This is a genomic window from Klebsiella sp. 2-CIP_Kleb. (assembly GCF_050378715.1).
Lineage (GTDB): Bacteria > Pseudomonadota > Gammaproteobacteria > Enterobacterales > Enterobacteriaceae > Klebsiella > Klebsiella quasipneumoniae.
Genome location: NZ_JBNRLG010000001.1, coordinates 407,605 through 420,922 on the forward strand (window position 1 = coordinate 407,605; position 13,318 = coordinate 420,922).

15 protein-coding genes are annotated in these 13,318 nt (G+C 57.2%); 11 read left to right on the forward strand and 4 right to left on the reverse strand.

Annotated features, from left to right (window positions below):
* The first annotated feature begins 4 nt into the window (after positions 1-4).
* From hpxX to ACQUTP_RS02025, 4 genes are all read left to right on the forward strand, one after another.
* Positions 5-190: an oxalurate catabolism protein HpxX gene (hpxX, locus tag ACQUTP_RS02010; RefSeq protein ID WP_002905357.1), complete on the forward strand. Its 186-nt coding sequence runs from the start codon at positions 5-7 to the stop codon at positions 188-190.
* Positions 187-1,584 carry an AtzE family amidohydrolase gene (locus ACQUTP_RS02015; RefSeq protein WP_285755979.1) on the forward strand — a complete coding sequence of 466 codons (1,398 nt, stop codon included), beginning with the start codon at positions 187-189 and terminating at the stop codon, positions 1,582-1,584. The genes hpxX and ACQUTP_RS02015 overlap by 4 nt, the downstream gene beginning before the upstream one ends.
* Positions 1,581-1,967, forward strand: a complete 387-nt coding sequence (gene hpxZ, locus ACQUTP_RS02020; RefSeq protein WP_002905421.1) for an oxalurate catabolism protein HpxZ — start codon at positions 1,581-1,583, stop codon at positions 1,965-1,967. Before ACQUTP_RS02015 ends, hpxZ begins: the two co-directional genes overlap by 4 nt.
* An 86-nt stretch (positions 1,968-2,053) precedes the next feature.
* Complete coding sequence (locus ACQUTP_RS02025) at positions 2,054-2,476, forward strand: GNAT family N-acetyltransferase (RefSeq protein ID WP_002905423.1); 423 nt, start codon at positions 2,054-2,056, stop codon at positions 2,474-2,476.
* Between the two features lie 37 nt (positions 2,477-2,513).
* Here the strand turns inward: ACQUTP_RS02025 and asd are convergent, their stop codons facing one another.
* Positions 2,514-3,632, reverse strand: a complete 1,119-nt coding sequence (gene asd, locus ACQUTP_RS02030) for an aspartate-semialdehyde dehydrogenase (protein WP_276417142.1) — start codon at positions 3,630-3,632, stop codon at positions 2,514-2,516.
* 307 nt (positions 3,633-3,939) lie between these two features.
* On the opposite strand from asd, the gene ACQUTP_RS02035 reads away from it, so the two are divergent.
* The 4 genes from ACQUTP_RS02035 to fabF are packed head-to-tail and all read left to right on the forward strand — an operon-like array spanning position 3,940 to position 8,374.
* The gene (locus tag ACQUTP_RS02035; RefSeq protein WP_032426151.1) at positions 3,940-4,497 is read left to right on the forward strand and encodes a winged helix-turn-helix transcriptional regulator; all 558 of its coding nucleotides are present in this window, start codon (positions 3,940-3,942) and stop codon (positions 4,495-4,497) included.
* Entirely contained in the window at positions 4,481-5,521 is a 1,041-nt protein-coding gene (locus ACQUTP_RS02040) for an HlyD family secretion protein (RefSeq protein WP_004205823.1), read from the forward strand. Before ACQUTP_RS02035 ends, ACQUTP_RS02040 begins: the two co-directional genes overlap by 17 nt.
* Entirely contained in the window at positions 5,518-7,080 is a 1,563-nt protein-coding gene (locus tag ACQUTP_RS02045) for a DHA2 family efflux MFS transporter permease subunit (RefSeq protein ID WP_276417143.1), read from the forward strand. Before ACQUTP_RS02040 ends, ACQUTP_RS02045 begins: the two co-directional genes overlap by 4 nt.
* A 19-nt stretch (positions 7,081-7,099) precedes the next feature.
* Complete coding sequence (gene fabF, locus ACQUTP_RS02050) at positions 7,100-8,374, forward strand: beta-ketoacyl-ACP synthase II (protein ID WP_048324267.1); 1,275 nt, start codon at positions 7,100-7,102, stop codon at positions 8,372-8,374.
* Between the two features lie 3 nt (positions 8,375-8,377).
* Here fabF and ACQUTP_RS02055 read toward each other — a convergent pair whose 3' ends face one another.
* Together ACQUTP_RS02055 and ACQUTP_RS02060 are read right to left on the reverse strand one after the other, a co-directional pair.
* Positions 8,378-8,869: a DMT family transporter gene (locus ACQUTP_RS02055; RefSeq protein WP_094334027.1), complete on the reverse strand. Its 492-nt coding sequence runs from the start codon at positions 8,867-8,869 to the stop codon at positions 8,378-8,380.
* Positions 8,870-8,878: 9 nt separating this feature from the next.
* Positions 8,879-9,313, reverse strand: a complete 435-nt coding sequence (locus tag ACQUTP_RS02060) for a DMT family transporter (RefSeq protein WP_065904294.1) — start codon at positions 9,311-9,313, stop codon at positions 8,879-8,881.
* Between the two features lie 98 nt (positions 9,314-9,411).
* On the opposite strand from ACQUTP_RS02060, the gene ACQUTP_RS02065 reads away from it, so the two are divergent.
* The 3 genes from ACQUTP_RS02065 (at position 9,412) to ACQUTP_RS02075 (ending at position 12,059) form a co-directional block, all read left to right on the forward strand.
* Positions 9,412-10,347 carry a LysR family transcriptional regulator gene (locus tag ACQUTP_RS02065; RefSeq protein WP_004205807.1) on the forward strand — a complete coding sequence of 312 codons (936 nt, stop codon included), beginning with the start codon at positions 9,412-9,414 and terminating at the stop codon, positions 10,345-10,347.
* A 251-nt stretch (positions 10,348-10,598) separates the two neighbouring features.
* Complete coding sequence (locus ACQUTP_RS02070) at positions 10,599-10,955, forward strand: ASCH domain-containing protein (protein ID WP_165455295.1); 357 nt, start codon at positions 10,599-10,601, stop codon at positions 10,953-10,955.
* 204 nt (positions 10,956-11,159) lie between these two features.
* The gene (locus ACQUTP_RS02075) at positions 11,160-12,059 is read left to right on the forward strand and encodes a hypothetical protein (RefSeq protein WP_071592580.1); all 900 of its coding nucleotides are present in this window, start codon (positions 11,160-11,162) and stop codon (positions 12,057-12,059) included.
* Between the two features lie 461 nt (positions 12,060-12,520).
* On the opposite strand, the gene ACQUTP_RS02080 is transcribed toward ACQUTP_RS02075, so the two are convergent.
* Positions 12,521-13,294, reverse strand: coding sequence for an AraC family transcriptional regulator (locus tag ACQUTP_RS02080; protein ID WP_100051121.1), 774 nt, complete (start codon positions 13,292-13,294; stop codon positions 12,521-12,523).
* Positions 13,295-13,318: the final 24 nt, after the last annotated feature.

Genomic DNA, 13,318 nt, shown 5'->3' on the forward strand with positions numbered 1-13,318 from the left:
GACCATGACCACACAGCCAGACTGGAGCGAGTATCTGACGCAGATGACCCACCTGTTACGCCTGGAGCTGGAGGCGCCGCGCCGTGAGGAGCTGGAGCGCCAGTTTTCCCGCATCGCCGCCATGGCGCAGCCGCTGATGGACTATCCCCTCGGGCCGCGCGACGACATTGCGGGGGTGTATAAAGCATGACACTTCACCATTTCACCATCGCCGAGATCCAGCGTGCGCTGCACGATGGCGAACTGAGCGCCCGGGAGATCGCCTGCCAGACGCTGGACGATATCGCCCGCGTTAATCCGCAGATCAACGCCTGGACCGAGGTCACCGCCCAGCGCATGCTGGCGGAGGCCGACAGCATCGACGCCCTGCGCCGGGAAAAGCGCCCCTTGCCGCCGCTGGCTGGCATTCCCTATGCGGTGAAAAATCTGTTTGATGTCGCCGGGCACACCACCCTCGCCGGGGCGGAGCTGCTGAGCGACCGGCCGCCGGCCGCCAGCGACAGCTGGGCGGTGCGCCAGCTGCACAGCGCCGGCGCCCTGCTCAGCGGGATGCTCAATATGGATGCCTACGCCTACGGCTTCACCACCGAAAACAGCCACTATGGCGCGACGCGTAACCCGCACGATCTGACGCGGATCGCCGGCGGTTCCTCCGGCGGTTCGGCCGCAGCGGTGGCCGCCGGACTGGTCCATTTCAGCCTCGGCAGCGACACCAACGGCTCGATTCGCGTCCCCGCGTCGCTGTGCGGGATCTTTGGCCTGAAACCCACCTTCGGCCGCCTCTCCCGCTCCGGCAGCCATCCGTTTGTCGCCAGTCTGGATCATATTGGTCCCTTTGCCCGCCGGGTGGCCGACCTCGCCGCGGTGTATGACGCCCTGCAGGGGCGCGACCCGGCCGATGACTTTCAGGCCGATAAAGCCAGCGAGCGCACCGGCAACCTGCTGGAGCGCGGACTGGAGGGGCTGCGCTGCGCGCGGCTGGGGGGCTATTTCACCACCTGGTGCGATGACGACGCCCGGGCGGCCGTGGATCGGGTCGCCCACGCGCTGGGCGCCGACAGCGAGCTGCAGTTCGCGGATGCCGCCCTGGCACGCTCGGCGGCTTTTATCATCAGCGCCAGCGAAGGCGGCAATCAATATCTGCCGGATCTTCGCCAGTCGCCCGAGCGCTTTGAACCCCACTCCCGCGAGCGGCTGCTGGCCGGGGCGATGATCCCCTCGGCGTGGTATCTGCAGGCCCAGCGCTTCCGCCGTCATGCCCGTCTGGCGATCAAATCCCTGTTCAGTCAGGCCGACGTGCTGATTGCCCCGGCCACCCCATGCAGCGCCACGTCGATAGGCGCCGAGGAGATGGTGATTAACGGCCAGCCGCTGCCGGTGCGCGCCAGCATGGGCATGCTGACCCAGCCGATCTCCTTCCTCGGGCTGCCGGTGGTGACCGTGCCCCTGCGTACCGCCAGCGGCAAGCCGATTGGCCTGCAGCTGATAGCCGCGCCGTTTAACGAACAAGCCTGTCTTCGCGCCGCGCGGGCGCTGGAAGCGATGGGCATTACCGATGCCCGAGTGGCGGAGAGTGCAGCATGATCAATCTGGACAATGTAGACCGCCCGGCGATCCTCGCCGAGGTGACGGCGGCGTTTTATCAGTATGAAGAGGCGCTGGTCAGCAATAACATCGAGGCGCTGGACGCGTTGTTCTGGCATGACCCGCGCACCGTGCGGCTGGGGGCAGGCGAAAATCTGTATGGCATTGAGGCGATCCGCGCCTTTCGCGCCGCCCGCCCCGCCGCCGGTCTGGCCCGCGACCTGCGCCATACCACCATCACCACCTTTGGCGCGGACATGGCGGTCTGCAGCACCGAGTTTACCCGCGAAGGCAGCGCGCGCCTTGGGCGTCAGCAGCAAACGTGGGTGCGCTTTCCCTACGGCTGGCGGATTGTCGCCGCCCAGGTCAGTCTGATGGACTGAGAGGCATACACTGACGCGGGCCGGGGGAATGTGGCTATCCACCGGCCCGCACCCGCCCGGTATCAATACGTGAGGAGACGATGGTCATGGTGTTAATCAGGGCTGCTGAATCAAAAGATATCCCCGCGCTGAAAACGCTATTTCTGCAGCTGGGCTATCAGACGGAGACGGCGATCTTAGCGCAACGCATCACTGAACCCCAAAGTATGATGCATACGCTGGTGGCTGAAGCAGAAAACACCGTGTGTGGCGTGGTCGTTATCAATTTTATCTTACCGGTACATGAAAACCGATTGTGGGCATTAATTTCCGCGCTGGTGATAGAGGAATCGTCACGGGGTTCAGGGATAGGCCAGCAGCTTCTCCATGCCGCAGAGCGCCTCGCCCGCGATAAACAATGCGCTCATATTGAGCTTTCAAGCAGTGAAAAAAGAATCAGAGCGCATCAATTTTATGAAAATAACGGCTACAAGGAGGTTCGCAAACGCTTCGTTAAACATTTGTCTTAACCGCCTGCGCGCGAGGGCTTTCCCCGGATGACCGTAACTATATTTTGCCCAGCAGGATATTTAACATGCGGCGTAAAGGTTCCGCCGCGCCCCATAACAGCTGATCGCCCACCGTCAATACTGAATAAATCGGTTCATTATTTAGCGACATTTTCTTGTAGCGACCAATACCCACCTGCAGCGAGCCGCTAATAGCAGCCGGGGTCAATTTACTGACACTCTCTTGCTTATTATTGGGGATATAGTTTACCCACGGATGGGAATGGGTCACTAACTCAGCAAATTCCGCTTCGCTGACCTCACGTTTCAGTTTAAGGGTAATGGCAGCGCTGTGGCAGCGGATTACGCCGACCCGAATACATAAGCCATTGACCGGAATGGTGCCGGGCGCAAGGCCAAGAATTTTATTGGTTTCCGACTCGCCCTTCCATTCTTCGCGGCTGTTTCCATCGCCAAGATCGCTGTCGATCCACGGAATGATGCTGCCCATCAGCGGGACGCCAAAATTCTCCACCGGCATGCCGGCGCTATTAATCAACTCACTCACTTTATTGACTAAAGGCAGCACGGAACCTGATGCCGTCAGTTCATCCGCAGATAAATGCTGACTGATATACGCGCTTTGCGCGATGAATTCCCGCACCTGTTTGGCGCCCGCCCCGGAGGCAGACTGATAGGTCATCACGCTCATCCATTCAATCAGGTCAGCCTTGATCAGCCCGGCCAGCCCCATCAGGCTCAGCGTGATGGAGCAGTTGCCGCCGACAAACAGTTTCATTCCCGCTCTTACCGCGCGATCGATATTATCGCGGTTGACCGGGTCGAGAATAATGCAGGCGTTGTCATCCATCCGCAGCGCCGAAGCGGCGTCAATCCAGTACCCTTGCCAGCCAGAGTTAATTAACGCAGGATAGATGGCTTTGGTATAATCCCCGCCCTGACAGGTTATAATAATATCCATTTCGGCGAGGGCGCTAAGGGAATTCGCATCTTTCAGTTTGTCGCTTTTACCATTAATAACCGGGCCAGCGGCACCCGCACTGGAGGCACTAAAAAAATGCGCTGAAATATCGTCGAAATCATTTTCTTCGATCATGCGCTGCAACAATACTGAGCCAACCATGCCCCGCCAGCCAACAATACCCACCTGCTTCATTTATTTAACCTTAAAAAGTTATGAGAATGTTAATTTGAGTGTCGCCATACCTTATATCGTATCCCCCAATAAAGGTCATTACCCAGCACATCGATTTTTATCATTATTAAAATGTTTCATCTGCCATCAGCGATAGTTATCTCTTATTACGGTCAGGCAGATATAAGGCGGCGGAGACTGTTCAAAGGGAGAAACGACGTAGCGGAACGGCAGTGGCTTCTCCCCTGGCTGCCATAAATAGTCACTTGCATTTTGATAGTGACCATGTCAATTTGCTGGCAAAAGCCACCTTGTTACTGGACAGCCCATGAAAAATGAACCGCTTTGCCACGCTCCCTGCCCCATCGCCCGTAGCCTGGGACGCATCGGTGACAGCTGGAGCATCATGATCCTGCGCGACGCGTTCGCGGGCTTTACCCGCTTTGACGAGTTCCAGAAGAGCAGCAACGTCGCGCCCAATATTCTGTCGCGCCGCCTGAAGGCGCTGGTCGACGACGGGCTGCTGGAGAAGGTTTGCTACAGCAGCACCCCGCCGCGCTACGAATACCACCTCACCCCGCGGGGCCGCGATTTTCGCATGGTATTGCTGGCGCTGGCGGAATGGGGTAACCGCCACTTCGCTCCCGAAGGCCGTCAGATGCAGCTGGTGGAAACCGCCACCCAGCGCCGCGTGGAGCCAGTCATGGTGGATAAAGCGACCGGGGAAGAGATTATCCCGGGTAAATACGCCATGGTGCCGGGCCCCGCAGCCTCGCCGCTGATGCAATATCGTCATGAATATCTGCTGCGCAAACGCGAAGGCGATAGCGGGCAAAAATTCCAGCCTGAACCCTACAGAGATGCCAACCATGAAGCTGGCCAGTAAGAAAAGCGTCCTCGTCCTGGCGGCCCTCTCCGCCGTTCTGGCGGCAGCGAGCTACGGCGCGTACTGGTGGCAAACCGGACGTTTTCTGCAGACCACCGATGACGCCTATGTTGGCGGCGACATTAGCGCCATCTCCAGCAAAGTCTCCGGCTATATCCAGCAGCTGGCGGTGCAGGACAATATGGCGGTGAAAAAAGGTGACCTGTTGATCCGCATTGACGACCGCGATTACCGCGCCGCCCTCGCGAAAGCCGCCGGAGAAGTGGCGGCGCAGCAGGCCGCGCTGGCCGATATTCAGGCTACCCGCCAGCTACAGCAGGCGACCATTGCCGGCTCTACGGCCTCGTTACTGGCCGCCACGGCGGCAACCGAAAAACTGGCTAACGACAACCGACGCTATAACGCCCTGGCCGCGTCGAGCGCGATTTCCGCACAGATCCGCGATAACGCCTCCGCCGATTATCGCCGGGCGCATGCCGAGCAGGAGAAAGCCAAAGCGGATAAAACCGTGGCCGAACGTCAGCTGACGGTGCTGGATGCTCGCCAGCAGCAAACCCTGGCTGCCCTGGCGCAGGCCCAGGCTAACCTCGAGATGGCGAGGCTGAACCTCAGCTATACCGACATTCGCGCGCCGTTCGATGGGGTGATTGGCAACCGCCGCGCGTGGTCCGGCTCCTTCGTCAGCAGCGGCACGCAGCTGCTCTCCCTGGTGCCCGCGCACGGCCTGTGGATTGACGCCAACTTTAAGGAAAACCAGCTGGCGCATATGCGCGCCGGCCAGGCGGTGACCATCGTCGCCGATGTGCTGCCGAACCATACCTTTAAGGGCCATGTCGCCAGCCTGGCGCCGGCGACCGGCTCACGCTTCAGCATTCTGCCGGCGGAGAACGCGACCGGGAATTTCACTAAAATCGTGCAGCGGGTGCCGGTCCGCATTGCGCTGGAAGGTGACGGGGCAAAGCTTGACGTCCTGCGCCCGGGACTGTCGGTGATCGTCACCGTGAACGAAAAGAGCCCTCGATGAGCACCGCTCAGGCGCTGTCCGCCCCGCAAAGTCTGTCGATGCCGACGGCGAAGAAAATCTTTGCCTTCGCCAGCATGTGCGTGGGGATGTTTATCGCCCTTATCGACATCCAGATTGTCTCCGCCTCGCTGCGGGATATCGGCGGTGGCCTGTCGGCGGGCGACGATGAGACCGTCTGGGTACAAACCAGCTACCTGATCGCCGAGATCATTATTATCCCGCTTTCCGGCTGGCTGGCCCGGGTCATGTCGACCCGCTGGCTGTTTGCCGCCTCCGCGGCGGGCTTCACACTGATGAGCCTGCTGTGCGGCTGGGCGTGGAACATCCAGAGTATGATCGCCTTCCGCGCCCTGCAGGGGCTGGCGGGCGGGTCGATGATCCCCCTGGTGTTCACCACCGCTTTCGCCTTTTTTCAGGGCAAACAGCGGGTCATTGCCGCGGCGACAATCGGCGGCCTGGCCTCCCTCGCCCCGACGCTGGGCCCGACGGTGGGCGGCTGGATCACCGAAAACTACAACTGGCACTGGCTGTTCTTTATCAACGTTGTTCCGGGGATTTACATCGCGGTGGCAGTGCCGCTGCTGGTGAAAGTAGACAGCGCCGACCCCACTCTGCTGCGCGGCGCCGACTATCTCAGTATTCTGCTGCTGGCCGTGTCCCTCGGCTGCCTGGAATATACCCTCGAAGAAGGTCCTCGCTGGGGCTGGTTTGATGACGCGACCCTGACGACCACCGCCTGGGTCGCCCTGCTCTGCGGCGTGGCTTTTGTTATCCGCACCCTCCGCCATCCGCAGCCGGTGATGGATCTGCGGGCCCTGCAGGACCGAACTTTCAGCCTCGGCTGCTATTTCTCGTTTATGGCCGGCGTCGGCATCTTCGCCACCATCTATTTAACTCCGATGTATCTCGGTAGCGTGCGCGGTTTCAGCGCGCTGGAGATCGGCCTGGCGGTATTTTCCACCGGCTTGTTCCAGGTCATGTCTATTCCGTTTTATTCGTGGCTCGCCAACCGCGTTGACCTGCGCTGGCTGCTGATGGCCGGGCTGATCGGTTTTGCGGTGTCGATGTACAGCTTCGTCCCGATAACCCATGACTGGGGGGCGGACCAGTTGCTGCTCCCGCAGGCGTTTCGCGGACTGGCGCAGCAGTTTGCCGTCGCGCCAACGGTGACCCTGACGCTGGGCAGCCTGCCGCCCGCGCGCCTGAAGCTGGCCTCCGGGCTGTTTAATCTGATGCGCAACCTCGGGGGCGCTATCGGCATCGCCCTGTGCGGCACGGTGCTTAACGACAGAACCAATTTGCACTACAACCGCCTGGCGGACCATCTGAATAACGCCAACCTGGCGATGAGCGATTTTGTTCAGCGCAGCGCGGCAAACTTCACCGTCCAGGGGATCTCGCCGGATGCCGCGCAGACGGCGGCGCTGAAAAATCTTTCCGCGCTGGCGCTGCGGGAGGCGCGAACCCAGGCCTTTTCCGATGCTTTCTACCTCATCATGATGGGTTTTTTGCTTGCCGCGCTGCTGGTTCCCTTGATGAAAAAGCCGCCGGCACACTGATACTACAGGAGAGTAAACTATGGGCGTTTCCGTTAAACGCATTGTCGTCACCGGGATGGGGATTGTCAGCCCGCTGGGCTGCGGCGTACAGCACGTCTGGCAGTCGCTGCTGGCAGGAAAGTCAGGGATCACCAGACTCAGCGAGCAGCTGGTCGCGGATATTCCCTGCAAAGTGGCCGGCCAGGTGCCGTCCATTGAAAGCGATCCGCTGCACGGCTTCGACCCGCTGGCGACCATCCCGGCGAAAGAGCGCAAAAAGATGGATCGCTTTATCGAGTTTGCGCTGGTCGCCGCCCGTGAAGCGCTGACCCAGGCCGGCTGGTCGCCAGCATCTGCGGCCGAACAGGAACGTACCGCCACGGTGATCGCCACCGGGATCGGCGGCTTCAGCGAGATCGCCAATGCGGTACATACCACCGATGAACGCGGGCCGCGTCGCCTCTCGCCGTTCACTATCCCCTCTTTTCTGGCCAACCTGGCCGCCGGGCATGTGTCTATCGCTCACGGCTTCCGGGGCCCCATCGGCGCGCCGGTCACCGCCTGCGCAGCGGGTGCCCAGGCCATTGGCGATGCGGCGCGGATGATCCGCAGCGGCGAGGCGGATATTGCCCTCTGCGGCGGCGCGGAAGCGGCAATTCATCGCGTTAGCCTGGCCGGGTTTGCCGCGGCAAGGGCGCTCTCCAGCGCCTCCAACGACCAGCCGGAAGCCGCTTCCCGCCCCTTTGACCGCGACCGCGATGGATTTGTGATGGGAGAAGGCGCGGGGCTTATCGTGATCGAGTCACTGGAGCACGCGCTGGCGCGCGGCGCCACGCCGCTGGCCGAGCTGGTCGGCTACGGCACCAGCGCAGATGCTTATCACCTGACCGCAGGCCCGGAAGACGGGAACGGCGCGCGTCGGGCCATGGAGACCGCTATTCGCCAGGCCGGGGTGACCGTCGACGAGATTGACCATATCAACGCCCACGCCACCTCGACGCAGGTTGGTGATAAAGGCGAGCTGGCAGCGATTAAAACGCTGTTTGGCGCGCATCCGGTCGCCATTACCTCGACGAAATCCGCCACCGGCCATCTGTTAGGCGCGGCCGGCGGGATTGAGGCCATCTTCACCATTCAGGCGCTGCGTGATCAGGTGGTGCCGCCGACGCTGAACCTGCATCACCCCGATGAAGAGGCGGCAGGCATGAACCTGGTGGCGCTGCAGGCCCGCCCGCAGAAGATGCGCTATGCGCTGTCGAACGGTTTTGGCTTCGGCGGGGTTAATGCAAGTCTGCTGCTGAAACGCTGGGAATAAGCGTCAGCTCCCCCCCGGCGATGGCTGGCGGGGGATTTTCGCCGTGGCAGCTTTTGCCCTGCTGCTGGAGTAAATGAAGAACAGCGCGATACCCAGGCAGACAATGGCGCCGATTCGGCTCAGCGAGAATGGAATCGACGCATTGCCCAGCCAGCCGAAGTTATCGATCAGCATGCTCATGGTTAACTGGCCAAAAATGACAGCGACCGTAGCCACTGCCGCGCCAATACGCTGGACGGCCAGTACCATAATGACGATATACGGTACGCCAAACATTGCGCCCAGCAGCTGCCATTTAGGCACGTCCATCAGCGTCAGGGGGTGTTTGGGTTCGAAGAAGAAGATCAGCAGCCCCGTCACCAGGGCGCCGACAGAAAATGTCAGGAACGCGCTTTTAAATACGCCGACCTTGCTGCCCAGCTGGCCATTGATAGCCGCCTGGATACTCAGCATGGCGCCACCGGCGACGGCGAGCAGAATCATGATAATAGTCATAATGTTACTTTACCCCTGTGCAACCATAACCAGCGCTGCAATGATGAAAATCAGCGCAATGATACGTTTACTGTCAATTTTTCGGCGCGACGTACCGAGCAGGCCGAAGTGATCAATAATCAGGCTCTTGAACACCTGGCCTGCCAGGATGCCGATCATCGTCATGGCAATGCCGATTGCCGGCGTTACCACGGTCAGAATGATGACGTAAATCGGGCCAAGCACGCCGCCAAGCAGCTGCCACGCTGGTTGCGCAAATAACGACGGGCTGTTGCGCGGGCTGAAAAAAAGCATCAGCAGAAAGGTCAGCGCCGCGCCCACGCCGAATATGCTGAAGGTCGCCCAGAGGTCTCCGACCTCCCCACCCAATGGTCCGAGCAATCCTGCCTCTATGGACAGTCCCATGCCTCCGGCAATGACGATAAAAATCAATATTAGCTGCATAGCAATCATCTCCAGTAGTCCAGGCGGAGGAGATTACGGCTTAATATGGATGAGAAAAATGCCATAATGAGATAAACACCTGTGCAGGATATGCATTAATGAATGAGCTTGGGAACATCAGTATTCGCGCCCTGCTGATTTTTATAGACGTCTATGAGACGCAGAATTTCTCTGTGGTGGCCCGGCGGGAAGGGATATCGGCCTCTCAGGTATCACGCGTCATCCATCAGATGGAGGATGTGCTCGGCCAGCAGCTTTTTTACCGCAATACCCGGGCGATAATCCCGACGGAAAGCGGCCATCTTTTTATCCGCTATGCGCGAGCGATGACTGGCAGCATGGAGGAGGCGCGGCGGGAACTCAACGAGAGAACGCTTGAGCCTTCCGGAATGGTCCGCATAAACGCCCCGGTGTTCTTTGGACAGCGCCATGTCGCACCCGCGTTACCGGGCCTGACGGAGCGATATCCGAAGCTCAGCATTGAGCTTACGCTGACTGATGATTACATCGATCCGCACCGGGAGCCGGCTGACGTGATTTTCCGGATTGGCGTGCTGACGGATTCCGCATTTCATGCGCGCGTGTTTGGCCAGCAGTGCTATCATCTTGCCGCGTCACCGGATTATATCCGCCGGCACGGCATGCTGCGATCGCCCGAAGAGCTTGCACGGCATAAATGCCTGGTCTACCGCGGTTCGTCAGGACCAAACCAATGGCTGCTGCGCCGGCACGGAGAGGAATGGGTGCACTACCCCGTCTCGCCCCTGATGTCATCGAATAATGCTGAAACCCTGCTGATTGCCGCACTCGGAGGGATGGGGATTGTGCTGTTTCCTGACTGGCTGATTGGAGACCGGCTAAAGAGCGGCGAACTTGTCGAACTGCTGCCGGAGCTGGATAGGTCCATAAAAACGGAGCCACAGCATATCGCGGCAATCTATCCGAATGCCCGCCACCCTCCGCTGAACGTGCGGGCGATTATCGATTATTACATCGACGCGTTCGGTTCACCGCTTTACTGGCAGTCTGAATAAGACAGGCGACTTTATGGCTCGTCTTGAAGTTAACTGCCGTTTCTGGCACAGAGCAAACGCGTTCAATGCCCTTAAGGTCCGTTTTGAGCGAAAAACGGACCACACTATCTAAAGAAAGATATCGCTGATAATGTTGGGACCGCTCATGTTAAAAAGGTATGCCATTTCTTTTCATTGACGATAACGAAGGGATTTTCATGGTTGAGGTTGAGGAAATAAAAAAGAAGTATCCCGGCGCAGATGCCTGGCAAATGGGTGACAGTCCGGAGCTGGCTAACGAGCTTGCTGACCTGATCAAAAAAGGGATCAAAACGGCCTCTTGCGGATCTTTTGCCTCTTACCAGCAGGAAAAAGCTGCCCCGAGGATAGGGAGTTATAACATTATTCTTGATGGCCAGAATGTTCCAGTTTGCGTGATCAGACTGGTTTCGATGCAGCTGGTTCGTTTTTGTGATGTGACTGAAGCATTCGCCCGCAAAGAAGGTGAAGGCGATTTAAGCCTTGAATACTGGAAGAAAGAGCACCAGAGATTTTTCAGCTCCGAAGGTCATTTTTCTAAGGATATGGAGTTGATCGCAGAAGAATTTGAAGTGGTTGAGGTGCTGTGAGACAAGGTCAACGGGCTGACGTTTTTATCAATCGCCACTGATAACACTGTTCGCTTCTGGCGCGGAGCGGACAAGCTATCGAGCTAAAGGTCCGCATTGAGCAAGGAGCGGACGTGCCAGCTATAATTGGTAATAAAATGAGAGTAGAGCTATTCTGATTTGTTTATAAAGAACATTTTTACATCCAAGGGCGAAATATTTTTTATGCTATCTTACATGCTATCTCAATATGCCAGGCTACCTGTGCCTGAATTTACCCTACGTTCGTGGCTAAAACAATGGTTGTCAGAGCAGGAATCGAGGTGTACAGACAGAAGTTTCTCGGCGCGATTTCCCTGGAGAGAAACTGGATTATGTCAGGAATATTTTTTACAACGAAAACTCAAAATTGATGGAAAGCAATTTCTTACTGGCCCCCGTTATCAGGGCGGAAATATTAACAAACCTTTTATTGATATTGTAGGTATGGATTCTGACCTAAATCATACTGCATTAGAACTCATTAGTAAGGAATGGTCACAACTCAGAGCTCAGTATGTCCGCATTCTTGTACCCGGCCAGTCCTTCCCACAGGGTATTCCCGACCAGTATATATACGCCACCTCTTTTTCTGAACCCCCTGAATTCAATGATAAATCTCTTACTTTGCAAGTGGCGACATACGAAGATTTTGACTGGTGTTGTCAGGCTCTAGGCGATGCCTATAAGCATACATGGCAGACAGTTCGCGAACTTTCTGCAAACAATTTGGTAGCAGTTGATGACAAAGAGTTGTGTGACCATATTTCTGAGAGAGAAGTATATATTATCTATGAAAACGACGTTCGCGCCGGGTTGCTAATATGCCAGAAAGGAAACATCGCTTTTCTGAGAGGATATCGTATTACTGACAAAGTAATACTTCCTGCTTTTCGTGGTCGATCATTGTCAGCCCGAGCGCAACGCCTGCTGTACCGATTATTAACTCATTCCGATTCTGAACTATCTTTGTATATGGGCACAATTATTCCGGAGAATATCCCCTCGATGAAAACTGCAGAAAGAGCGGGACGAACTTGCATCCTAAGTTATCAATTTCTACCCATCTGCAGAACCCACGACTAACAGCAATGCTAATTTATCTTCAGCCTACTTCCGCTTTTGGCACACAGGGGACGTCCAGGGCCCGGGAGTACTCCCCTGGACGCATTAATGGGCGGTATGTGATTGTTGTGCAGGCTATCATATGGCCTGAGGTACAGCAGAATCAGGCTTCGTAGCAATGAGTCGGCTCACAGCGTCCGGAATCCACCCGGTGCCGTAAATCACCGCAAGGTCTGTCATAAGGTAATTTCATAACGTATCGCGACACCTTTTTTCTTCACGCAGGCCTTCTCTTTCACGGTTTGTCAGAACTGTGGACCGCAGTAATCTCCACTCCGTGCTTTAATCAATGAGAGTGTGTCGGGTGCAAATTAAACTACCTTTCTCAACAGCAAAGGCGGGATACGCCTACCCTCGCAGGGTTTCTGCGTCTGGTAATATGCCCATGACAGTCTCAAAAACCGCTTTGAGGGTTTCCCGGTTTAAGGCACATAATCGCGTGGCGTTGCCCCCAGAATGCAGCGAAAAGCAGCGGTAAAGGCCGCCGGGCATGAGAAACCAAGCTGGTAAGCGACCTGTTTGATTGGAACGCCGTTCGCGAGAAGATCCAACGAAGCGCAAATTCTGGCTCTCTGCTTCCATGTTCGAAAACTAAAGCCTGTATCCTTCATAAACAAGCGGGAAAAGGTCCGTTCCGACATGGCCGACATAAAAGCCAGCTCGCTCAGCGATGCCTCCCAGCGCTGATTGACCAGTAGCGATCTGGCCGCGCTAAATAATCGCTCATCATTCGGCATGGGAAGCGCCATCGTTAAAGGTGGAGCCTCGCTGAGAATTTCCAGAAGCAACAAAGCTATCTTCCGTTGACTCGGTCTGGCGTAGTCCTCACTGAACAGCCCAGCGATAAGTTCTTTGACTAACGGCGTAGCCGTGATCACATGCACCTGCTGACTCTTCGTAAAGCTCGTACATTCTGCGATAAGGCTACTGCTGAAATAGATCGCCCTCAGATCGGTTTGTGAAATCAGATGATAACTATGGATATGCAAAGGCGGTAGCCATAATGCCCGCTGAGGAGGGATCACCCAACGGTCGCTCTCTGTTTGCACCAGCATAACCCCTCTGGTGGCGAAGAGTAGCTGCCCCTCAACATGATGATGGGGAGGATCTGCCTCGCCGCGCTGATAGCTTATCGCAGTACTGGACCAGCCTGTGGCCTCATCATGTCTTGGCGCTTTATCTATACTACCTGGCATTTCAGATTTAGCCCCTGCCATTAT